This window comes from Actinoplanes sp. NPDC051513, assembly GCF_044454685.1.
Classification (GTDB): Bacteria; Actinomycetota; Actinomycetes; order Mycobacteriales; family Micromonosporaceae; genus Actinoplanes.
Genome location: NZ_JBITDW010000005.1, coordinates 128,824 through 150,879 on the forward strand (window position 1 = coordinate 128,824; position 22,056 = coordinate 150,879).

General features: G+C 71.0%; 21 protein-coding genes. 12 read left to right on the top strand and 9 right to left on the bottom strand.

The annotated features are described in order from the left end of the window. Positions 1-52: 52 nt before the first annotated feature. On the bottom strand, positions 53-1,126 hold the full coding sequence (locus ACIA5D_RS18400; protein WP_396031155.1) for a YihY/virulence factor BrkB family protein: 1,074 nt from the start codon (positions 1,124-1,126) through the stop codon (positions 53-55). Positions 1,127-1,418: 292 nt separating this feature from the next. Between ACIA5D_RS18400 and ACIA5D_RS18405 the strand changes: the two genes are divergently transcribed. The 5 genes from ACIA5D_RS18405 (at position 1,419) to ACIA5D_RS18425 (ending at position 6,026) form a co-directional block, all read left to right on the top strand. Then, a complete protein-coding gene (locus ACIA5D_RS18405) occupies positions 1,419-2,183 on the top strand; it encodes a TetR/AcrR family transcriptional regulator (RefSeq protein ID WP_396031156.1) in 765 nt (254 codons plus the stop codon). A gap of 301 nt (positions 2,184-2,484) precedes the next feature. After that, complete coding sequence (locus ACIA5D_RS18410; protein WP_396031157.1) at positions 2,485-3,981, top strand: glycosyltransferase family 39 protein; 1,497 nt, start codon at positions 2,485-2,487, stop codon at positions 3,979-3,981. A 107-nt stretch (positions 3,982-4,088) separates the two neighbouring features. Beyond that, positions 4,089-4,595, top strand: a complete 507-nt coding sequence (locus ACIA5D_RS18415; RefSeq protein WP_396031158.1) for a MarR family winged helix-turn-helix transcriptional regulator — start codon at positions 4,089-4,091, stop codon at positions 4,593-4,595. Between the two features lie 15 nt (positions 4,596-4,610). Beyond that, the gene (locus ACIA5D_RS18420) at positions 4,611-4,838 is read left to right on the top strand and encodes a hypothetical protein (protein ID WP_396031159.1); all 228 of its coding nucleotides are present in this window, start codon (positions 4,611-4,613) and stop codon (positions 4,836-4,838) included. A 246-nt stretch (positions 4,839-5,084) separates the two neighbouring features. Then, complete coding sequence (locus ACIA5D_RS18425; protein ID WP_396031161.1) at positions 5,085-6,026, top strand: NADP-dependent oxidoreductase; 942 nt, start codon at positions 5,085-5,087, stop codon at positions 6,024-6,026. A gap of 80 nt (positions 6,027-6,106) precedes the next feature. On the opposite strand, the gene ACIA5D_RS18430 is transcribed toward ACIA5D_RS18425, so the two are convergent. Beyond that, positions 6,107-6,349, bottom strand: a complete 243-nt coding sequence (locus ACIA5D_RS18430) for a hypothetical protein (RefSeq protein ID WP_396031162.1) — start codon at positions 6,347-6,349, stop codon at positions 6,107-6,109. Between the two features lies 1 nt (position 6,350). On the opposite strand from ACIA5D_RS18430, the gene ACIA5D_RS18435 reads away from it, so the two are divergent. Further along, the gene (locus ACIA5D_RS18435) at positions 6,351-6,527 is read left to right on the top strand and encodes a hypothetical protein (protein ID WP_396031163.1); all 177 of its coding nucleotides are present in this window, start codon (positions 6,351-6,353) and stop codon (positions 6,525-6,527) included. Positions 6,528-6,751: 224 nt separating this feature from the next. On the opposite strand, the gene ACIA5D_RS18440 is transcribed toward ACIA5D_RS18435, so the two are convergent. The 3 genes from ACIA5D_RS18440 to ACIA5D_RS18450 form a co-directional block, all read right to left on the bottom strand. Next, positions 6,752-7,936 (bottom strand): PP2C family protein-serine/threonine phosphatase, encoded by a 1,185-nt coding sequence (locus ACIA5D_RS18440; protein WP_396031164.1) that lies wholly within the window; start codon positions 7,934-7,936, stop codon positions 6,752-6,754. Positions 7,937-8,130: 194 nt separating this feature from the next. Beyond that, a complete protein-coding gene (locus ACIA5D_RS18445; RefSeq protein ID WP_396031165.1) occupies positions 8,131-8,565 on the bottom strand; it encodes an ATP-binding protein in 435 nt (144 codons plus the stop codon). A 175-nt stretch (positions 8,566-8,740) separates the two neighbouring features. After that, positions 8,741-9,616: a fructosamine kinase family protein gene (locus tag ACIA5D_RS18450; RefSeq protein WP_396031166.1), complete on the bottom strand. Its 876-nt coding sequence runs from the start codon at positions 9,614-9,616 to the stop codon at positions 8,741-8,743. A 169-nt stretch (positions 9,617-9,785) separates the two neighbouring features. On the opposite strand from ACIA5D_RS18450, the gene ACIA5D_RS18455 reads away from it, so the two are divergent. Continuing rightward, entirely contained in the window at positions 9,786-10,883 is a 1,098-nt protein-coding gene (locus ACIA5D_RS18455) for a hypothetical protein (protein WP_396031167.1), read from the top strand. 162 nt (positions 10,884-11,045) lie between these two features. Here ACIA5D_RS18455 and ACIA5D_RS18460 read toward each other — a convergent pair whose 3' ends face one another. After that, positions 11,046-11,660: a nitroreductase family protein gene (locus ACIA5D_RS18460; RefSeq protein ID WP_396031168.1), complete on the bottom strand. Its 615-nt coding sequence runs from the start codon at positions 11,658-11,660 to the stop codon at positions 11,046-11,048. 69 nt (positions 11,661-11,729) lie between these two features. Between ACIA5D_RS18460 and ACIA5D_RS18465 the strand changes: the two genes are divergently transcribed. The 4 genes from ACIA5D_RS18465 to fxsT are packed head-to-tail and all read left to right on the top strand — an operon-like array spanning position 11,730 to position 18,676. Beyond that, positions 11,730-11,864 carry a hypothetical protein gene (locus ACIA5D_RS18465; protein WP_396031169.1) on the top strand — a complete coding sequence of 45 codons (135 nt, stop codon included), beginning with the start codon at positions 11,730-11,732 and terminating at the stop codon, positions 11,862-11,864. 6 nt (positions 11,865-11,870) lie between these two features. Beyond that, positions 11,871-13,856 (top strand): FxsB family cyclophane-forming radical SAM/SPASM peptide maturase, encoded by a 1,986-nt coding sequence (locus ACIA5D_RS18470; protein WP_396031170.1) that lies wholly within the window; start codon positions 11,871-11,873, stop codon positions 13,854-13,856. Next, positions 13,857-14,834 (top strand): hypothetical protein, encoded by a 978-nt coding sequence (locus ACIA5D_RS18475; protein ID WP_396031171.1) that lies wholly within the window; start codon positions 13,857-13,859, stop codon positions 14,832-14,834. It abuts the gene before it with no gap. Then, complete coding sequence (gene fxsT / locus ACIA5D_RS18480) at positions 14,831-18,676, top strand: FxSxx-COOH system tetratricopeptide repeat protein (RefSeq protein WP_396031172.1); 3,846 nt, start codon at positions 14,831-14,833, stop codon at positions 18,674-18,676. Before ACIA5D_RS18475 ends, fxsT begins: the two co-directional genes overlap by 4 nt. A 13-nt stretch (positions 18,677-18,689) precedes the next feature. Here fxsT and ACIA5D_RS18485 read toward each other — a convergent pair whose 3' ends face one another. The 3 genes from ACIA5D_RS18485 to ACIA5D_RS18495 form a co-directional block, all read right to left on the bottom strand. Then, a complete protein-coding gene (locus ACIA5D_RS18485) occupies positions 18,690-19,298 on the bottom strand; it encodes a hypothetical protein (protein WP_396031173.1) in 609 nt (202 codons plus the stop codon). 86 nt (positions 19,299-19,384) lie between these two features. Continuing rightward, entirely contained in the window at positions 19,385-19,840 is a 456-nt protein-coding gene (locus ACIA5D_RS18490; protein WP_396031174.1) for a GNAT family N-acetyltransferase, read from the bottom strand. 41 nt (positions 19,841-19,881) lie between these two features. Then, positions 19,882-20,829 carry a helix-turn-helix transcriptional regulator gene (locus tag ACIA5D_RS18495; protein WP_396031175.1) on the bottom strand — a complete coding sequence of 316 codons (948 nt, stop codon included), beginning with the start codon at positions 20,827-20,829 and terminating at the stop codon, positions 19,882-19,884. 62 nt (positions 20,830-20,891) lie between these two features. Between ACIA5D_RS18495 and ACIA5D_RS18500 the strand changes: the two genes are divergently transcribed. Continuing rightward, the gene (locus ACIA5D_RS18500; protein WP_396031176.1) at positions 20,892-21,959 is read left to right on the top strand and encodes an epoxide hydrolase family protein; all 1,068 of its coding nucleotides are present in this window, start codon (positions 20,892-20,894) and stop codon (positions 21,957-21,959) included. Positions 21,960-22,056: the final 97 nt, after the last annotated feature.

The window sequence follows — 22,056 nt, forward strand, 5'->3', positions numbered from 1 at the left end:
ATCCATCACGACCGGCGTCGCTGTTCGGATGGCAGATGATGCGTACCGGATGTCAGGCGGTCTCGTTGGCGCTGAGGCCTTGGTCGCTGCCCTTTTTGATCTTGCGGTCGTCGCGGAGCTCGAGGAACGGCTCGTCGGTGGGGTCGTGGCCGGCGGCTATTGCCCGGCCGCGTTCGAGTTCGGCGTCGAGTTCGGCGCCGAGCAGGATGGCGATGTTGCTGATCCACATCCAGACCAGGAAGGCGATGACCCCGCCGACGGCGCCGTAGGTCTTGTTGTAGTTGGCGAAGGTGGCCAGGTAGACCGCGAACGCGGCAGACGCCAGGACCCAGAGCAGGACGGCGAAGATGCCGCCGGGGCTGACCCAGCGGAAGCCGCCGGTCCTGGCGTTGGGCGACGCCCAGTAGAGGATCGCGAACATCAGGCTGACCAGCATCAGCAGCACCGGCCATTTGACGATGTTCCAGGTCGACACGGCGGCGGAGCCCAGGCCGATCTTGTCGCCGACAATCGTGGCGAGGTCGCCGGTGAAGATCACGATCGCCGTGGACAGGACCAGCATCAGACCGACCACGGCGGTGACGCCGACCCGGATGGGCAGCGTTTTCCAGATAGGCCGGCCCTCGGGAACGTCGTAGACGGCGTTGGAGGCACGCATGAAGGCCGCGACGTAGCCGGAGGCGGACCAGAACGCGACGACGATACCGACGATCGCCGCGATTCCGGCCTTGCCGGGGTCCTTGACCTGGCTCAGCACGGTGTTGACCAGGTCTTGCAGCTGCGGACTCGGGGTGAGCTCCTTAACCGCGTCTTCCACGGTCTGCTTGCCGTTGCTGCTGAGCATGCCCAACAGGGACACGATCACCAGCAGGCCGGGAAAGATGGACAGCACGCCGTAGTAGGTCAGCGCGGCCGACCAGTCGGAGAGGTTGTCCTGCGAGTACTGCTTGAAGGTCCGCTTGAGCGCGGCGAACAGCCCCTTGCCTTTCAGCTGTGCGGGGCTGCCGGGGCCGGCCCCGGGGGCTACGGCGGACAGGTCGTGGGGCTTGTCGTCGCCGGTCCTGGTGGTCGCGACCGCGTCGAGGTCGACGTGATCGCCGCGGTCGGAGTCACCGACTGCACTCATGGCGGGCCTCCTGCATGAGTCGGGATGCGCTGGCTGGAATCCCCCACGGAACGATTTTCTAATCCCCGCACCGGCATTTTTATTTCGCCATCCGGGAGGCGCAGCCTTCGTGGCCGCTCTGCGCGTTGTTTATGATCTAAACGCGCACGCGAAACAGTTTCACATCGGCGGATCTTTCGGGCTTGGGCCCGGCTTGTACCGTGTCGCTGGTCCTTGCTGACTCATCGCGCCGCCGCCATCTATGGGAGGCTTGCGAGGTATGTGACGGCGCACGGGCGGCCCGGGAGGCGTGATGCACGATCCGGACATTCCGCGGGCACGGGTTGACGCGGCCGCCGCCATCCCGGCCGGCGCACCCGGCTCCGGTCGCGGCGGCCTGGACCAGCGACGCATTCTGGACGCTGCAGTACGGTTCATCGACGAGAACGGTCTGCGCATGCTGACCATGCAACGGCTCGGCGCCTACCTCGGCGTCGACGGCATGGCACTGTACCGGTACGTTCCCGGCCGCGAGGCGCTGCTGGACGGCGTGGTCGAGACGGTCGTCGACGAGTTGTTCAGCGACCCCGACGTACACCTGCAAGCCCATGCCGGCTGGGTCGATTACCTGCAGCGCCTGGCCCATGGCCTGCGCCGCATCGCCCTGGCCCACCCCGAGGTGTTCCCGCTGGTGGCCACCCGCCCGGCGGCGGCCCCGTGGGTCCGCCCACCGCTACGCAGCCTGCGCTGGATCGAGTCTCTGCTCGAGGTGATGACCGGAGCGGGATTCTCCGACGAGAACGCCGCCGCCGTCTACCGGGCGTTCAGCAGCTTCCTGCTCGGCCATCTGCTGCTGGAGGTGTCCGGCCTCGGCGTCGAGACCGGACCCGTCGAGGAACCGGACGTGCCCCCGGCCGGGGACCTCAGCGACTACCCCCTCCTGCAGCGCCTGCAGCCGCACCTGTCGCTCGATGTCGCCGGCCTGGACTTCGAAGAAGCCCTCGAAGCACTCCTCGACCGTCTGGCCCTGCTGCTGCCCCGCCGCCGGCGACCGCCGCGCCTGACCCAAGGCAAGTAAACATTCGGGTGGCCAAAACCCCGGGGCCGAGCTCGTTTATGCGCTAAACGCGTCGGCACGTCGACTGCTCGACAAGGAAGCCGCAACGACGAGGAACGGCCCGCTCCATCAAATCTGAGCCGTGCTGATCCATTTCCCGGCCGGCTCTTCTGCGTTCCAGGGCCCTAGTATCGATGGATGTCGAACGAGCGCCGGCCGCGCTGCCGCACCTGCTCCGCGGTGTGCGACTCGCCGTGTTCGTGGCGGCGCCGACGCGCCGGCCATCGTGATTGTCTTACCGGCCCGACTGGTGGTTGACGACGTGGACGCGACGAGACCGTCGGCGGGTTTCCGTTGGTGGGCGGTGCCGTGGCCGGTGTGGCTGGTGGCCGGGCTGATGGTCGCCGGGTTGCTCGGACTGTCGGGCGCGTACGGCTTTCACGGTGACGAAATGTACTTCGTGGTGGCGGGACGGCATCCGGCATTCGGGTATGTGGACCAGCCCCCGTTGACGCCGTTGCTGTCGGCGGCGTCCGTGGCAATCCTGGGCGTCTCACCGGAGGCGGTGCGGATTCTGCCGGCGGTGGAGATGGCCTTGGTCGTGATCGTCGTGGCCTTCGTGGCCCGTGATCTGGGTGGTTCCCGCCGGGCGCAGGTACTGGCCGCGGTGACCGCCTCCGTGTCGGGGTATCTCGGTGCCGGGCATCTGGCCACCACCACCGAACTGGACCTGCTGGTCTGGGCGGTGGTGATGTGGTTGCTGGTGCGGGTGCTCGCCGGCGGGGACGCGCGGCTGTGGCTGGCGGTCGGGGTGAGCGCGGGCATCGGGCTGGAGAACAAGGACACGCTGACGTTCCTCGCTGCGGGGCTCGCCGTCGGGGTGCTGCTGTGCCGGCGCTGGGACGTCGCCCGCTCGCCCTGGGCCTGGGCCGGAGTCGTGATCGCGGCCGTGCTGTGGGCGCCCAACCTGATCTGGCAGTCCGTGCACGGCTGGCCGCAGCTGACGATGGCCTCGCAGATCGCCGGGTACGCGGCGACGAATCGCGCCCAGATCCTGCCGTTTCTGTGGCTGTTCACCGGTCCGTTGCTGTTTCCGGTCTGCATAGCGGGCCTGGTCTGGGTGCTGGGATCACGGGCGGCCGCGGTGTGGCGGCCGCTCGGGATCGCCGCTGTCGTGGCCATGGTCCTGGTCCTGCTCAGCGGCGGCAAGGCGTACTACGCGATCGGCAGCGCTCCGCTGTTCATGGCGGCCGGCGGGATCGTCCTGGACCGGTGGATCGCCCGGGGCCATCGATGGCTCAAGCTCGCGGGGTTGGCCACGGCGGCGGTCGTCTCCGGCGCCCTGGTCGCGGTGCTGACCCTGCCGGTCCTGCCGGTCGCCGACTACGCCGAGACCACCCTTCCGGCCACGGTGCCCGACACGGCCAACCAAATCGGCTGGCCGCAGTTCGTCGCGACCGTGGAACAGGTCGTGACCGAGCTTCCCCCGGAGCAACGTGCCCACGCGATGATCCTGGCCAACGACTACAGCGAGGCCAGCCCGCTGATCCTCCTCGGCAAGGAACTGCCGCCGGTCTACTCCGGTCACAACTCCTACTGGACCTGGGGACCCCCGCCCGCCGAGCGCACCGTTGTCGTCCACGTCGGCGACTGGCGACCGGGCAACTGGGCTCAGTACTTCACCGGATGCCGCGACGTCGCCCACATCGACAACCGGCTCGGGATCGACAACAGCGAACAAGGCAAGCAGGTCACGGTGTGCGCCGGCATCCGCGGTTCGTGGACGACGATCTGGCCCGCGATCCGCACCATCAGCTGACCCGGCAATCCAGCGCTCCCGCACGGCCGGATCGGCGTACTGCGCGGCGTGTGCCGCAGTGGCACGCCAGGGTCACGCTTTGAATTCAAAGCAAGTAGGATCATGGGGTGGTTGACCCGACGCCCGGCCTGAACTCAGAGCAACTCGGTGCGTACTTCGCTCTGATGGAGGTCAGCAGCCTTCTTCAGTACGCGGTGGACGAGCACCTGCGCGGCGACGGCGATCTCAGCTACGTGCAGTTCCAGATCCTGGCCCGGCTGGTGGACGCGCCCGAGGGAAGGCTGCGGATGACCGATCTGGCCGACGGCGTCGTGTACAGCCGCAGCGGGCTCACCTACCAGGCGGGATTGCTGGACAAGCGCGGCCTCATCACACGCGCGCCGTCGCCCGACGACGAGCGCAGTGTCATCGTCACCGTCACCGACGCCGGCCGGGCACTGATCGCCCACGTGCTTCCCGGGCACGTCGACCGCGTACGGCAGCTGCTGTTCGAACCGATGACCGGCAAGGACCTTGCCGCCCTCAGCGCGGTTCTCGACCGCGTCCGCGACCACATGCGCGCCACCCCGCCGCGGTCCGCCAAGGCCCGCGCCGGACGCAACCGAACCGACTGAAAGACGGAAGAAGCGATGGACCGAGCACTGCTGGCGGACTTCCTCCGGGCGCGTCGGGAGGAAGTGCAGCCGGAAGATGTCGGGCTACCCCGGGGCTCACGGCGTCGTACCGGCGGGCTGCGGCCCGACCCTACGGGCACCGCGGGCGAGATCGTCGACGCGCTGCCGGCGGTCAGCCCCGAGTTCCTGGCGGAGTCCGGCTCACCGAGCGACGAGAAGCTCCGGCGCCTGATCGCGATCTGAGCCCGCCTCGTTGTCCACGGACAGTTTGTCCGTGGACAACGGTGACATTCACCCGGCTTCCGGTTCGCGCCACCCTGGAGCGGTCGGACAGGAGAGATCCGCCTCCTGTCCGCCGCGGGCGATCAGGACCTCGGCGGCTGTCGGCGGGCTCACACTCAGGTAAGTTGCTTCGAATTCGAAGCGTGCTAGGGTCAGCAGGTGCTTCGAAAACGAAGCACTTGCCGATGGAAGAGACGAGGGCTTGCGATGAAGGCAGTGCGTTTCCACGAGTACGGCGATCCGAGCGTCCTGCGTTACGAGGACGTCGAGCAGCCCGCCCCCGGCGCCGGGCAGGCGTTGATCCGGGTCGCCGCGACGTCGTTCAACGGGGTCGACGGCAACATCCGCGCGGGTTTCATGCAGGGCCCGATCCCGGTGACGCTGCCGCACACGCCGGGAATCGACGTGTCCGGCACGGTGGCAGCGCTGGGCGAGGGCGTGGAAAGTTTCCAGGTCGGCGACCGGGTCGTCGGGTTCCTGCCGATGGCGGACGACGGCGCGGCCGCGGAGTACGTCGTGGCTCCGGCCGAGATTCTCGCGCCGGCGCCCACCAGCGTCCCCCTGGTCGACGCCGCGGCGCTGCCGAGCGTGGGCCTTACCGCGTGGCAGGCGCTGTTCGACCACGCGAAGCTGGCCGCGGGGCAGCGCGTGCTGATCAACGGCGCGGGCGGTGCCGTCGGCGGCTACGCCGTTCAGCTGGCCAAGAACGCCGGCGCGTACGTGATCGCCACGGCCGGCCCGCACAGCAGCGACCGGGCCAAGGCGGCCGGCGCCGATGAGATCATCGACCACACCACCACCGCGGTGACGTCAGCGACGGCCTCGGTCGACGTGGCGCTCAACCTGGCGCCGATCGAACCGGCGCAGCTGGGCGCGCTGCTCGACCTGGTCCGTGCGGGCGGTGTGCTGGTCAACACCACGGTGTGGATGCCCGCGCCCAGCGACGAGCAGCGCGGCGTCCGCGGCATCGACCTGTTCGTCCGCAGCGACGCCGCCCAGCTGGCACATCTGGTCACGCTGGTCGACTCCGGCCAGCTGCGCGTCGACGTCGCCCAGCGGGTCCCGCTGGGCGAGCTGCCGGCCGTGCACGCCCAGGCCGCCGCGGGCGCGCTGCACGGCAAGGCCGTCATCGTCGCCCCGACCGCCTGAGAACCAGCTCAACTCGGCAGCGGCGCGCCGCAGCCGAAACGCCTCCGATGCGAAGCGCAATTCCACCGGGTGATGTCGGCTCAGCCGTCCGCGCCGGATGCGCGCCGGTCCGCCTCGAGATCGTCGCTGCCCACCGGGACGCCGTCGTCATCGCGGGCGGCGTGGGTCAGGTCCACGTCCGCACCTGCACGGGCCGCGTCGGCGTCGGCGTCGGAGGCGCCCACGGCCGGCCCGGTTCGGGACTGTTCCCGGTCACGTTCGGCCGCGTCGGCCGCCACCGCGGCCGCGAGCGGAAGGTTCTGCGGTGATGGTGCATTGGTCACGGTGATCAACTCCCTATTGCTGTCAAGGCGGACCTTCGCGGTCGAGCCCGCCGACGTAGCGGCCTGGGCTCTCTGGCTCTCCACGGTCCTCGTCCTCTGGCTCGGTCTCGAAGTCTTCATGCTCGGTGGCGAAGTCGCCTGTCTGGTCGTCCCGGTCGCCGAGCGGCTCGAGTCCTGACTCCTCCGGGGTCGTCATTGTCGCGGGGTGCCCGCGTCATCCACCGTCAAACATGCAGCGGAGCGCCGGAGGCACGCGCAGCAGAATGAAGCAGGCCGCGCCGCCGGCACTCGTCCCAGCCGAACCGGCCATGACGAAACAGCCCAATCGAGTCGCGGGAGGCATCAGCGGAGCCTCCGGTGCTTCCAGCCGACCTCAGGGCACCCTTTGCGGGTGCGGCCGGCTCAGAGCGGGTCCAGGCCGACCAGCAGCAGGGTAGCGTCGTCCACGGCCGGTCCCTCGTGAAACTCGGCGACGGCGTGCGCCAGCCGCCGCAGCGTCTCCGGCGCGGGCAGCCCGGCTGCGGCGTGCCGTTCGGCGTGCTCGATGAGCCGGCCCGTCCCGAACATCTCCCGCTCTGCGTTCCGCGCTTCGGTGATGCCGTCGGTGTAGAGCAGCAGCGAGTCACCAGGGTGCAACAACTCGAGGCCGATCGCCATCGCGCTGGGCGGCACACCGAGCGGCGTACGGCGCCCGGCCGGTAGTTCTTTGACGTACTTGCCGTTGCGCAGCAACAGTGGCGCCGGATGTCCGGCGTTGATGTATCGCAGCGAGCCGGTGTCCATGTCGAGTTCGGCCAGGATCGCGGTGACGAACCGGGCTTCGGCCCCGAATTGCTCCAGCAGCGCGGCGTCGGCGGCGGCGGCCTGCGCCGGCAGGTCGCCGCCCGCACGCCGGGCGGCCCGGATCGACACCGTCGCGACGGTGTGCGCGAGCCCAGCCCGCAGACCGTGCCCGACCGCGTCGAAGACGGACATCCGGGCAATCGATCTGTCGATGGCGTAGTCGTAGCCGTCGCCGCCGACCTCACAGCGCGGTTCGAGGATCGCGCTGATCGTCAGGCGCTCGCTGGCGACCGTCATCGGTGGAAGCATTTGATCGAGCAGTTCGGCGCTGGCCGACATCGGCCTGGCCCGGCGCGCCTGGCGCAGGAAGTCGCCCTTGGGTGCGGTCACCGTGACGAGGTGACCGACCAGGCCGGCCACCGTCTCGCACCGCCGGCGCAGCACCTCGTCGCGGGTGTCGAGGCCGCTGGGGAAAGCGAACTCGATGACCCCGAGACGGTCCGTGCCGTTGACCATCGGCACCCACCAGCCCGAATCGCCGGTCGGCTGGGTCCGCACCATGCTGAACGCCTGGCCGGCGGCGGTATCCTCGAGCGACAACGGCTCACCGGCGGGCCCGTTGCCGGTTGGGATCATCCGCAGAGCACGCTGCTCGTCATCCACCAGGAAGATCGTGGTCCGGATGCCCAGCGGCGCCAGTGCGGTGGCCACCGTGGGCGCCAGCTCCTCCGGCTGCCACCGGTGCGAGCGGCCCAGCATGCCGGACAGCGCCCCTAACCAGAGGCCGTCCTGCTCCGATGTCATGAGCCCACCTTTCTTGATCTCTCCGGGCACGCTGTCGCGCCGCCCGTTCCGGCGCAGGTTTCCCGCCCCGTCGCCCGTCTACGCGCCATATCGAGGGTTGGTTGAGGCGAGACCAGCCTGTTCGCGGCGGCGCGGTAGGCCGGGGGCATTTGGCCGGCGGGCCGGGTGGGGTTCCCCACGGGGCGCCTCGGCCGTCACGCCGGTGGGATACGGAACTCCGCCCACACGTGCTTGGTCGTGCCGTCGGCGTACCATCCGACGGCTTCGGCCAGCTCACCGACGATGTGCAGGCCCAGGCCGCCGTCTCCGGGCTTCCGTGGGCCGGCGACCTCGGGAACCGTGCCGGGATCCTGGTCGGCCACGTCGAGGACGAATGTGTGCTCGGTGCGGCGCAGGTCGACCCGGGTGGGCGGCCGTCCGTGCCGGATGGCGTTGGTGGCCAGTTCGGTGGCGACGATCGCCATGTGTTCCGGTACCCCGTCCAACTGGCCGTCGGGCGGCATCGGCTCGCCGTTCAGGGCTTCGAACAGGCCGGCCCGTAGTTGCCGCAACTCGGCGATGCTGTCCAATACCCAGTGCTGGACAGCGACTGCGGCTTCCGGCGGCAGAGAGGCGGTTTCGAGAGACACCCGGCATTGGTTCCCCGGCGCCCGCACGCTTAAGCGTCTCCCTGCTCCGCGGCCCCGTCTCCACCGTGGTGATCGACCTGCTCGGTGGGAAAGGGGCGAAGGTTGATGTTGCCTGCGTCGATGGCTTACCGGCACATGATGCCCGGGACGTCGGGTTGCTACGTAGGGGCCTCGGTCAGGTTCGGGTCCGGAACGGGGCGAGGGTGGCGCGGATCTGGTCGCCCGCGCCCCAGTCGTCGTCGAACTGGGCCAGCACGGCGAGGTGTTGCCGCAGCTGGATGATCGGCATGCGGGCCCGCCAGTCGCCGTCGAGGGAGGTCAGCTCGGCGTAGATCTCGAAGAACCGTTGCGCCTCGGGCGGGGGCGACGTGGTCCACACGTGGGCGAGGTCGACCTCGGCCCACATGTAGGAGACGGCCGGGTCGATCAGCGCGGGCTGCCCGTCCGCGGTGGCCAGGACGTTCTGTGCCCACAGGTCGCCGTGCGTGAGGCAGGCGGGCCGCTCCGGCAGCAGCTCGGGCAGCCGGTGGCACAGCCGTTCCAGCGCCGTACGGTCGGCCGGCTCGAGTGCCGCGTCGACGCGGGGCTCTCCGAGCCACCTCAGCAGCCGATGCTGCGCGAAGAACGCAAAGCCGTCGTCGTTCCAGGTGTTGTGCTGCCGGCGGCGGCCCAGCCAGTTGTCGCGGCGCCATCCGAAGCGGGGGTGGGTCGTGCTCAGGTGCAGGTGGGCGAGCGCGTGGGCGAACTGCTCCCAGAAGGACTCGCTGGACGGCCTCGGCTGCAGCATCGACAACACCAGCAGTTCCCGGTTCGCCAGGATCACCTCGGGTGTCGACATTGCACCGAGCTCGCGCAGGGCGGCCAGCCCTTCGGCCTCGGCGGCGAAGACGTCGTCGGCCGGGGCGTCGGCGAAGGCCTTGACGAACACCGGCGGCGCGTCCTGGCGGGTGGCTATGCCCGCGAGCGCCGCTAGCCCGCCCGTTGCCGGTTGCACCGTGACCACATCGCGCATGCCGGCCCGGTGCAGGCTCTCCATCAGCAACGTCACCATTCGCAAGATCATATGTGGTCCGTCGATGATCTGACACCGGTGTTCGGGCCTGGCGGGGGACGCGCGTCTCGCTCGAAGGCAGGAGACTGACTGGCATCGGGGTCCGCGTACCCGGTCACCGCCGTCGGTTCGGCTCCGGTGCGACGGCTCGCGGCCCTGGAGGCTCGCCATGAAGCTTCGTCCCCGATCAATCCTGTTCACCGCGATCATCTGTCTCGTCGTCCCGTCGGCGACTCCGGCGGCGGCCGCATCGGCACGCGCCGGGCTGCGTACGGTCGATTTGGGCGACTGGGGGCACGGCGGCTATGTGGAGGACGCCAATCGCCGGGGAGAAGCGGCCGGCGCCGTCAACGACGAGAACGGCAACCGGCAACCGGTCCTGTGGGGACGTCACGGCGGTCCGGTGCCCATCGGCATCGGACCCGGTCCGTCCACCGCGATCAACAACCACGGCGACGTGGTGGGTGACAACTGGCTGTGGAGCAACGGTCAACTCCGCACGCTGACCCATCCGTCGGGCCTCGTGCAGGCGGTGGACATCAACGACCGCCGCCAAGTGATCGGCAATCTCAGCGGCGCCCCCGGCGAGTTCGGACAGATCTTCATCTGGCAGAACGGGCGATTCACGATCATCGCCGCTCCGGCCGGCTTGCACGGGTACCTCACCGCCGTCAACAACCGCGGCGAGGTGCTCGGCTACGTGGTCGACGCGAACTGGTCGGCCCGGCGGGCCTTCGTCTGGCGCGCCGGTGTGATGTCACTGCTGGATCCGCTGGGCGGCACCGTGATCGACGCCCGCGCGATCAACGACCGCGGTCAGGTCGTGGGCTACAGCTCGCTGCCGGATTCGGACGTCCTGCATCCCTTCCTGTGGCAGGACGGGCGCATGACGGACCTGATGGCCGGACGCCCCACCGAGGGCGGCTACGCCACGGACGTCAACAATGCGGGCGACGTGGTCGGCAATGTAGGGTCCCGGGCGGTCCTGTGGCGCGGCGGCCGCACCGTCGACCTGGCCCTTCCCGGTCTGTACGGGTACGCCCGCCTCCTCAACGAGCGCGGGGACGTCGCCGGGATGGTCACGTCGGCGACCCCCACCGGCGGCCAGAACCAGGTCTTCCGATGGAGGAACGGCCGCATCCTGCTCTCGGAGGCGTACAGCACCGAGGCGAGCCTGGTGTTCGCCGGGCTCGACGATCAGGGTCGCGTCACCGGGATGATCGACGACATGGTCAGCCCCATCCGGCCGGTGCGCTGGCTGGGCTGACCGGCAGGCGCCCGGACCGCGCAGTCGACTTCGGGGTTGGTGGCGGCGATCAAATGCGTGGGCCCATGAAAGGGGTCGAGACCACACAGCTGGCGTGGGTCAGCGTCGTGCGTGGCCCGGGGATGGGCTGAAGGTCGGTGATGGGAAACGGTGCCGGTACGGTCAGGCCGTCTCGAACTTGTCCCAGAAGACGACCTCGTCGAGGGGGCGTCGTTTCGGCTCGGCCCAGCGGCCCTTGCTGGGGTAGCCTAGCGGGATCAGGGCCATCGTCAGCGCGTCGTCGGGCAGGCCCAGCAGGGCTCGCGTCTCGGCCTCGTGGCCCGAGTAGAGCGTGGTGAGCGTCGAGCCGATGCCGTAGGCGCGGGCGGCCAGCATCAGCTGCTGCACGGCGCCGTAGACCGAGGAGCCCAGGCGGGGATTCGCGGACTTCGCCGCGCCCATCAGGACCGGGAAGATCCAGACCGGGGCTTCCTCGAGGTGGGCGGCCAAGTGGTCGCCGGCGCGGAAGTTCGGGTCGTCGGCGGCCAGCATGCGCTCGCGGTGCACGCCGTAGAGACTTTCCCAGCCCTCGCGGTAGAACGCGGCGATCTGCGCCTTGACCCCGGGGTCGCGCAACACGATCCAGGCCCAGCGCTGGGTGTTGCCGCCGTTGGGGCCGCGGATCGCGGCGTCGAGCAGCTTGCGGACGATGTCGTCGCCGATCGGCTGGGGGGACAGGTAGCGGCGGGCGGGCGTGGAGTGCAACGCCTCCAGGACCGTGATCTCCGGGTCGGACATGACCATCACCCTATTCCGTCACCGGATGTGGCCGTGACATGACCTCGAGTGTTGTCTATGCTCGCAGGCGTGGAAAAGACGCCGCTCGATGAGGCCCGCACCACCCCGATCGACCGTATCGACCGCGCCGTCGCCGCGCGTGTCGTCCGCCGGATCGTGCGTCGTGATCGCGATGGGGTGACGCCCTTCTCGTCCGGGATCTGACCGGGCGTGACGTCGCCGTGGCGCCCGCTGCGCCACTACGTGCTCAAGGTCGCCTCCCGGTGCGATCTGGCGTGCGATCACTGCTACGTGTACGAGCACGCCGATCAGTCGTGGCGCGGGCGACCGCCGTTCATGTCGCCCGAGACCGTGCGGGCCGCGGCGGTGCGGATCGCCGAGCACGCCGCGCGGCACCGGCTGACCGGGGTCGGCGTGATCCTGCACGGCGGGGAGCCACTGCTGCTCGGGCCGGCTCGCCTTCGCTCGCTTCTGGCCGAGCTGCGCCGCACGATAGGCGCGGTCTGCGACGTCGACCTCCGGATGCAAACCAATGGCGTACGCCTGAATGACACGTACGCGGAAATTTTGCTCGATGCCGGGGTCAGGGTCGGCGTGTCGCTGGATGGCGCCCGCGACCACAACGACCTCCACCGCGTGTTCCGTCGCGGGACGTCCAGCTATGCCCCGACGCTACGGGGGATCGACGTGTTGCGGCGGCATCGGCCGATCTACGCGGGGCTGCTGTGCACGGTCGATCTCGCGAACGACCCGGTCGAGGTCTACGACGCCCTGGTGGCACAGGACCCGCCGCGGATCGACTTCCTCCTGCCCCACGCCACCTGGGAACATCCGCCGCCGGCCGGCTCCTACGCCGCCTGGCTTCTGGCCGTCCACGAGCGCTGGACCTCGCAAGGGCGCCCGGTCGCGATCCGGCTCTTCGACTCGGTGCACGCGCTCGCCCGCGGCGGGCCGAGCAGCACCGAGTCGCTCGGGATCGACGCCGGTGACGTCGTGGTCATCGAGACCGACGGCGCGTGGGAGGAGCCCGACTCGATGAAGACCACGTGGGACGGCGCGGGCGCCACCGGCCTGACCGTCTTCGAGCACAGCGCCGACGAGGTGACCCGGCAGCCCGCGATGGCCCGGCGGCGAGGCGGGATCGAGGCGCTGTCGGCGACCTGCCGCGCGTGCGCCGTGGTGCGACAGTGCGGGGGAGGCCTCGTCGCGCACCGCTACCGGCCCGGCAACGGCTTCGACAACCCGTCGGTGTACTGCGACGACCTGAAGGAGCTCATCATCACTCTCAACTCGCAGCCCGCGCCGTCGTCGGCGATCGGGTCGCTGCCGGCCGAGGTGTTCGAGCGGATCGCGTACGGGTTCGGCGACGCCGCCGCGGTCGAGGAGCTCGCGTCGGCGCAGCTGGCCATCAACCGCGCCCTGGTGGCGGAGATCGTCGCCCGGTTCGGGGCGGAGGATCTGGTCGCGCTCGAGCGATCGGACGCCACTGCGTTCAACGCCTTGCTGTCCCGGCCATACGTCCGCGCCTGGGCCGTTCGATGCCTCACCAGCGGCTTCACGGCGTTGCCCGAGATGTCCGGCAAATTCGTGGACGATGCCAGCCCGTTCCGAGATGTCTACGGCTTCCCGGTCACCGGCGCGCTCGACGACGACGCCATCGCTGCCTGGGCCGAGGTCCTCGACGCCGCGTGGAAGGTCCTCGAGACCGACGCGCCGGGGCAGGTTGCCGCCCTGCGGCGCGGGGTCAGGGCGATCACGCCGCTCGCGCCGGCTCCGGACGGGACGCAGCGCAGCGCCACCTCCCGGGACGCGTTCGGCGCGCTGGGCATCGCCTACACCCCGGACCCCGCCGAGATGGCCGTCCTGCTGGTGCACGAGTTCCAGCACACCAAGCTGGGCGCCGTGCTCGACCTGATCGACCTGGTCCGCGAGGACGCCACCGAACGGCTCGCCGTGGGCTGGCGTCCCGATCCGCGCCCGGTCGAGGCCGCTCTGCAGGGGACGTACGCGCATCTGGGGATCGCCGACATCTGGCGCCGCCGCGCCGAGCGTGACCCCGCGCTCAGGCCGCGTTATGCGATGTATCGCGATTGGACCGCCGCGGCGCTGCAGGCGCTGCGCGGCGGTGACGGGCTGACGCCGGCGGGCGAGCGGTTCGCCGCGCGGATGGCCGAGACCGTCGGCGGCTGGTCCTAGATGTACTCCTATTACCTCAGCTACGGGCATGCGCCGCGCCTGCGACCGGAGGACCGGCCCGATATCGATCACTGGGCCGGGATCCTGTACACCGCGCTGAACGCCGAACTGGCCGCGCTGGGCGCGCCCGGCGGTTACTACGACGATCTCTCCGCGCCGCTCGACGACTGGCGCGGCACCCTGCAGCGGGCGCTGAGCGGGTCGGACGTGTTCGTGGCGCTGTACTCGCCGGGGTATTTCGCCAAGGCGTGGCCGCTGCGCGAGCTGGCCTCCTTCGCCGGCCGTTTCGAGAGTCCGCCCGCCGCCGCCCGCTTCGTCCTGCCGGTGCTGTGGGTGCCATGGCCACGCTGGGAGCGGGCGGAGGAGAGGGAGGCCGCGTTGCGCCTGGGTGCGGGCGTTTCCGCGTACGCGTCGGAAGGCCTCCAGGCGATGGCCCGGTTGTCGATGTTCCGGGCGTCCTATCACGCCGTCGTGCGGCGGATGGCCGGCCGGATCGTCGCGGCGTCCCGGCTTGCGCCCCGGCCGGCGCCGGAGGCCTTCGTGGTGGACACGTTCCCCGATCCTCTGTTCACGGTGACCGCCATGCCCGGCGACACGGCGGTGGCTGAGCTCGCCGTGAACGTCGCCGAGCGGCTCGGCTACCCGGCCCGGATCTCCGAGCGGCCCGGACCCGGCGCGGGACTCGTGCTGATCTCCGACGCGTCCGCCTTGAGCACGCCGTTGCCCGAGTGGACCACCGTCCTGATCGTCGGCGACGAGCGCGGCGCGCGCAGCGCCGAACAGCTCACCGCTAGTCTGGTCGCCGCGGGCGTGGCGCGCGGCCGGATCGCGGTGGTCACCGACCCGGCCGGGCTCGCCGACCGGCTGCCGTCGATCATCGACAACGCCTGCCACGCCCACCGCAGGAGCACCCCGGTCTTCCTGCCCAAGGGCGCCGACTCGGCGCTGCCCGCCATCGGGGGAGAGGAAACGGCATGACCGACGAGCGCGGCAAGGTGGTCACGTTCTACTCGTACAAGGGTGGGACGGGCCGCACGATGGCGCTCGCGAACGTCGCCTGGATCCTGGCCGCGAGCGGCAAGCGGGTGCTGGTCGCCGACTGGGACCTCGAGTCGCCGGGCCTGCACCGCTTCTACCGGCCGTTCATCGAGCCCGCCGCGTTCGAGTCGGCCGGCGGGATCATCGAGATGGTCCGCCGGTACGAGCAGGCCACCATGGCCGACGTGCCCCGGCCCGACGACTGGCACCGCGACTTCGCCCGGGTCAGCGCGCACGCCTTCACCCTCAACTGGGAGCACTTCCCCAGCGGCGGCACCCTCGACTTCCTCGCCGCGGGCAACCAGAACCAGGACTACGCCCGCAGCGTCTACGAGCGCGACTGGGACGAGTTCTACACCCGCTACGGCGGCGGCCAGCTGTTCGACGCGCTGCGCGACGACATGAAGGACAAGTACGACTACGCGCTGCTCGACAGCCGCACCGGCTGGTCGGACGTGGCCGGCATCTGCACCGTCCACATGCCCGACGTGCTCGTCGACTGCTTCACCTTCAGCGACCAGGGCATCGAGGGCGCGGCGCTGGTCGCGGGCAACGTGGCGCGGCAGCGGGGGCGGCGGCCGATCCGGATCTTGCCCGTGCCGATGCGGGTCGACCTGGCCGAGAAGAAGCGTGCCGACGCGGGCCGGCTGGCGGCTCGGCAGCGCTTCACCGGCTTGCCCAGTGGCATGACGCCCGCCGAGCGGGACGCGTACTGGGCCACCGTCGAGGTCCCCTATCAACCCTTTTATGCGTACGAGGAGACGCTCGCCACCTTCGGCGACCGGCCCGGGTCGCGCACCTCGATGCTCGCGGCCTACGAGACGCTGGTCGCCTACCTGACCGACGGCGAGATCCAGTCGCTGCCGCCGATGGAGGAGTCGCTGCGCGAGCGTACGGCCGCGCGGTTCGTCCGCCCGACCGTGCTGCCCGAGACCGCGGTCGCGCTGCGGTTCGCCGCCGAGGACCGGCTGTGGGCCGAGTGGGTCGCCCGGGTGCTGCGGGCCGCCGGCGTCACCGTCAACCTCGCCCCGACCGGCCTCGACGCCGACAGCTCCCCGGCGCCCGAGGGCCGGCCGCTGACGATCGTCTCGCCGGCCAACGTGGACGCCGAGGAGGGCCGGGTGCCGCGCGACCGCCGCACCCCGTTGGTGGTGTACGTGGCCGACGTGCGGCCGCTGCGCGGGCAGACCGAGGCCGACTCGGCGTTCCTGGTCGGCCAGACCGAGGAGGTCGCGGTCACCCGGCTGCTCAAGCTGGTCGGGCACCCGGTCGACGCGTTCGATCGGGCCCGGATCGGGATGCGCTTCCCCGGCCGCACCGCGCTGATCTTCAACGCGCCGATCCGGAACGTGCAGTTCACCGGCCGCGAGGACGACCTGGTCGACATGCGCACCCGGCTGCAGACCATCGGCAGCCCGGTGGTGCTCTCCGGCACGTCGCCGGTCGCGCTGCAGGGGATGGGCGGCATCGGCAAGACGCAGGTCGCCATCGAGTACGCGCACCGGTTCCGCAACGCGTACGACTTCGTCTGGTGGATCAACTCGGACCCGACCACGTTCATCGACACCCAGCTGTCCGAGCTGGGCCGCGAGCTCGGCCTGCCCGGCGGCGGCGCGATCGCCGACCAGGCCCGCGCCACGCTGTCCGCGCTGAACCGCGGCGCCACCCTGCCCCGCTGGCTGATGATCTTCGACAACGCCGAGGACATCGAGTCGGTGACCCGCTTCCTGCCCTCCGGCCCCGGCGGCCACGTCGTGATCACCTCCCGGGACGCGCAGTGGAGCGACCGCGCCGAGACCATCCAGGTCGACGTCTTCGACCGCCGGGAGAGCGTCGCCCACCTGCGCCGCCGCGTCCCCACCATGCGGCCCGACGACGCGGCCCGGCTCGCCGAGTCGCTCGGCGACCTGCCGATCGCGATCGCGGCGGCCGGCGCCTGGCTCGCCGACACCGGCACTTCGGTGGCGGAGTACCTGACGCACATCGAGCAGTTCGTGCCGGACAGCCTCGAGCCGATCTGGGACCTGTCGCTGCGCCGCCTCGAGGACCGGTCGCCGGCGGCGCACCGCCTGCTGCAGCTGTGCTCGGTCCTGGCCCCCGAGGTGGCGCTCGACCTGGTCTACGGCGACCGGATGGCGGCGCTGCTCTCGCCGCTCGACCCGCTCGTGAGCGAGACGATGTACCGGGGCCGGCTGGTGCAGGACATCAACCGCCTCGCGCTGCTCAAACTCGACATCGGCACCGGCACGATCCGGGTGCACCGGATCATCCAGAGCGTGGTGCGGCAGCGGATGAGCCCGGCCGAGCTCGACGTCGCCCGCCACGAGGCGCACCTGGTGCTGGCGGCGGCCCGCCCGTCCGGCGAGGTGGACGACCCGGCCACCTGGGCCCGCTTCCAGCAGATCTGGCCGCACCTGGAGGTCGCCCAGGTCTGGCAGTCCACCGAGGAGGCCGTGCGGCGGCTGATCATCGACCGGCTGCGGTACCTGTGGACGTCGGGGGACCTGGCCAACGGCCGCCGGATCGGGGAGGAGTACGTGCGGCGCTGGGAGGGCCTGCGCTCGGCGGCCGCCGACCCCGTTCTCGACCGGCAACTGCTGCAGCTGCAGTACAACCTCGCCAACATCGTGTGCGACCAGGCCGACTTCGAGGAGGCCCTGCGCATCGACGAGATGGTGCTGGCCGACCAGCGCCGGCTCCTCGGCGAGCACCACCCGCACACGCTGATCACCGCGGCGGGGCTCGGGCGCGACCTGCGGGCGCTGGGCCGGTACTCCGACGCCCGCAAACTCGACGAGCAGACCACCGCGGCGTGGATCGAGTACTTCGGGGAGGACTACCCGCGCACGCTCAACGCGCAGAACAACCTCGCGACGTCGCTGCGGATGGCGGGGGAGATCCGGGCCGCCCGCGACCGCTCCCGGCAGGTGTACGACCGGGCGATGCTGATCGTCGGCCGCACCCACACGCTGACGCTGACGGCGGGCACGAACTTCGGGCGGGACCTGCGCGAGGCCGGCGAGTACACCGAGTCGATCACGCTGCTGCGCGACATCCTGGCCCGGCACCGCGAGGTCCTCGGCGACGCGTCGCCCCGCACGTACGGCGCGATGACCAACCTCGCCGTCTCCGAGCGCAGCGCCGGCCGCGCCGCGGAGGCCGCCGAGCGTCTCGAGACGGCGTACGAGAACTTGAACCAGTTGCTGGGCCCGGCGGCGCCCGAAACCCTGTTCTGCCGCCTGAGCCGCGCGGTGAATCTGCTCGCCATCGGCGAGGCGCACAGCGCGGGCAGCGAGCTGGCCGAGGTCGAGCGGCACTACCGCGATCGCCTCGGCGAGCACCACCCGCACACCGTCGCGTGCGTCAACAACCGGGCCGCGGTGGCCCGGGCCATGGGCGACCCCGGTGGCGCCCGCGAGCTGGCCCGCCAGGCCGCCGAGGGCTTCGAGAAGATGCTCGGCGCCGACCACCCGTACACCCTGGCGGCCCGGATGAACCAGGCCATCTTCGCCGCCGAGTACGGCGCGGTGCCGGAGGCGTACGAGATGCTGGAGCCGTTGGCCGAGAGGACCGACCACCTGCTGGGCCCGGAACACCCGGACGCGGCCCGCTGTGGCGCCAACCTCGTCCTGATGCGCCGCGACCTGTACGGCAGCACCCCCGAGGAGGAACAGGAGGCGCTACGCCGCCTGACGGAGGCGCTCGGCCCGGCCCACCCGGCGGTGGAGGCGATGCGTGAACGGCGCTACCTGCACCGCACGCTCGACCCCCACCCCTTCTAGGTTTCGATGGGCGTCAGACGGCGACGTCTATGTAGATCCGGTTGCTGAGTTCGCCGATGTGGTATTTCCGGACGCCGCTCACCCCGAGGGCGATCGAGACGTAACCCTCGTAGTCACCGACCACCGCGTACGCCTGGATTCCGGCAAGACCGGTGCGGTGGATCCCGGTGACGGTCGCGGTGCCGTCGGCCCGGTGCGCCTGAGCGGGGTTCAGCACGATCAGGAGGAAGGCCTCGCCGGGCATCGACACCGGGTCGCCGGAGCCGTCGCGGCGCACCTCGGTCACGTACTTCGCCGAGTAGCCGGGCAGGGCGCCGGGTATGTCCAGCACGATGCGGTCGAAGCCGTCGCGGTGCGCGGCGTAGCGGATCCCGGTGATCACGGGGACCGGCGGGACCGGTGGCGTGTGGGTGACGGTGATCGGGGTCGTCGACCAGCCGGTCGCGGCGCCGCTCGGGGCGCGGGTCGTGGCCGTGGCTTGCTTGGCCTCGGTCACGGGAGGGGCGGAGGTTCGGGCCGGCGGGGGTGCGGCGCTGGACGTCGTCGTGGGCGACGAGCCGCCGGCGCAACCGCCGGCGACGGTGAGTGCGGTGAGAACGATCAGTGCGTTGGTTCCCCTCATGGCCGTGGCCTCCGTCGTTGTTGCAGGGTGAGACCAGGCTATGGACGGAACGTCGCGGTGTATTCCCGGATTCGTGCCGTGCCTGCTCAGAGATCGCGAACGGCGACCGTCTGCCCGGCGATCTGCTCCCCGGTCGGGCGGAAGCCCAGCTTGAGGTAGAACTTCTCGGGTCCCCCGGCGCGCGGCTCGTACGAGACGTAGACCCGGGGGCCGCCGCGGGCGCGGACCTCCTGGCACACCGCCTCGACGGCGAAGCGGCCGTAGCCGCGGCCCTGGGCGTCGGCGGCGATGTTCAGCCGCCAGAGGCCGGAGCGCCGGTCCTCGGGGTCACGGGCGGGATCCCACGCGACGTCGAGGAAGGCCATCAGGAAGCCGACGACCCGGTCGCCGTCGTAGATGAGCCTCGGCCAGGCATGCTCGCGGTGGACGTACGCCTCGGCGAGTGACTTGACGACCGGCGCGACCAGGTCTTCCTGGTCGGGGCGCACCTTCACGTCGAAGGCCGCGTCGTAGTTCTCGGGGGTGACGATCTCCAGCCGCATCCGGTGAACCTCGCACGGTTCCGCGCGTAGTGCCAGAGGTACTACGGCTGCCGGGCCGCGACCTGGTAGCGGGTGGCCAGTTTCCCGAGCGCCGCGACGAGCTCGGGACCGTCGATCACGGTGAAGTCGGCGTCGAGCAGGCCGAGGTACAGGGCCAGCATCAGCGGGTGGTCGGAGCCCGGCGTGAACTCGCAGCGATCCGGCCCGAGCTCCGTCACGGCGACCTGGACCGGCATGTGGTCGCGCACGTACTGGGCGCTCGCGTGCACGACCACGCGAGCGCGATAGGGCCACGGGCCGCGCGACACCAGCGCCGTGATCGCCTCGTCCGAGGGCAGGGCGCGGGGCGTGAAGCGGGGGCCGCCCGGCACGCGCGGGGTGATGCGGTCGGCCCGGAAGGTGCGCCAACCGGTTCTGGTCGTGTCCCAGGCCAGCAGGTACCACCGGCGCCGATCGTGGACGAGCCGGTACGGCTCGACGTCGCGGCGGGTCGCGGCGCCGTCCTGCGACCGGTAGTCGAACCGGATCCGCTCGTGGTCGCGGCAGGCGCCGGCGATCGTGGCCAGCACCGAGGCGTCGACGGTCGGGTCCGGCGAGGGCGTCGGCAGCGCGTACACGGAAATGGCCTCGACCCGGCGGCGGAGCCGTGCCGGAAGCACCTGCTGGACCTTCGCCAGGGCCCGCAGCGACACCTCCTCGATGCCCGTCACCGAGCCGGAGGCGGCGGTGCGCAGCCCGACGGCGACCGCGACCGCTTCCTCCTCGTCGAGCAGCAGCGGCGGCAGGCTGCCGCCGACGCCCAGCCGGTAGCCGCCGGCCACGCCCGGTCGCGCGTCGACCGGGTAGCCGAGGCGCCGCAGCCGATCGACGTCCTTGCGGACGGTGCGGCCGGTCACGCCGAGCCGCTCGGACAGCTCGGCGGCGGTCCAGTCGCGGCGGCCCTGCAGCAGCGACAGCAGGCGCAGCAGGCGTGCGGAGGTCTCCAACATCTGTCCATCGTGGCCGCAATTGCGGAACGAAGCTGTCCGCGATCGTCCCTAACGTTCGGCGGATGGAAACGTTTCGCATGTCCGTGTCCCAGGAATCCCTCGACGATCTGCGCCAGCGTCTCGCATCCGCCCGCTGGCCTTTCTCCCTTCCGGGCCGGGGAATCGAGCCCGGCCGGCTCCGCGAGCTCGCCGACCGCTGGCCCGGCGTCGACTGGCAGGCGAACCTCAACCGATATCCGCAGTTCGTCGCCACGATCGACGGGCAGCGCATCCATTTCCTGCATGTCCGCTCGGCGCGCGACGACGCCCCGGCGCTGGTGCTCACCCACGGCTATCCCAGTTCGCCGGCCGAGTTCCTGCGGCTGATCCCGCTGCTCGACGACTTCCATCTGGTCGTGCCGTCGCTGCCGGGCTACGGCTTCTCGACCCCGCTGTCCGGTCCCGGATGGACGATGATGCGCATCGCCCGGGCGTGGGTGACCTTGATGGCCGAGCTGGGATACGCCCGCTACGGGGTGCACGGCGGCGACGTGGGCGCGGGCGTGTCGGGCGGCGTGGCGTCGCTCGACCCGGAGCACGTGACCGGCGTGCACGTGGTGACCGATCCGGCGACGGCCGCCGCCACCGCGACCTTCCTGCCCGGCATGGCCGACCGTCTCGACGCCGGCGATCCCGTCGACAAGCTGATCCTCGAGCGCATGGACGCGTTCCGCCGCGACGGGTCCGGTTACCTTGCGATTCAAGGCTCACGACCACAGACCATCGCGTACGGCCTGAGCGACTCGCCCCTGTTCCAGCTGGCGTGGATCGCCGAGAAGTTCGACGAGTGGACCCGCCTGCCGTTCGACGACGAGCAGCTGCTGACCACGGCCAGCCTGTTCTGGTTCGCCGGGTCGGGGGCGTCGGCCGCGCACACCCTGTACGAACAGGCGCATTCGTCGGAGTGGGGCGGGCCGGTGACGGTGCCGCAGGCGTTCGCGGTCTTCGGGGCCGACGAGACCGTCCGCAAGCTGGTGCCGGCGCCGGCCGGCGCCCGCTGGACCGAGTTCCCGGCGGGCGGTCACTTCCCGGCGATGGAGGCGCCTGCCGAGCTGGCCGGCGACCTGCGCGCGTTCTTCGGGACCCGGTAGCGGCTGATCCCGGCGGCGGCCGGCAGCCCGCCGCGGCGCAGCACGCCCACGTCGGGGGATTCGCCGGCGAATTCCTTGACGCCTCACGATCGCGCGT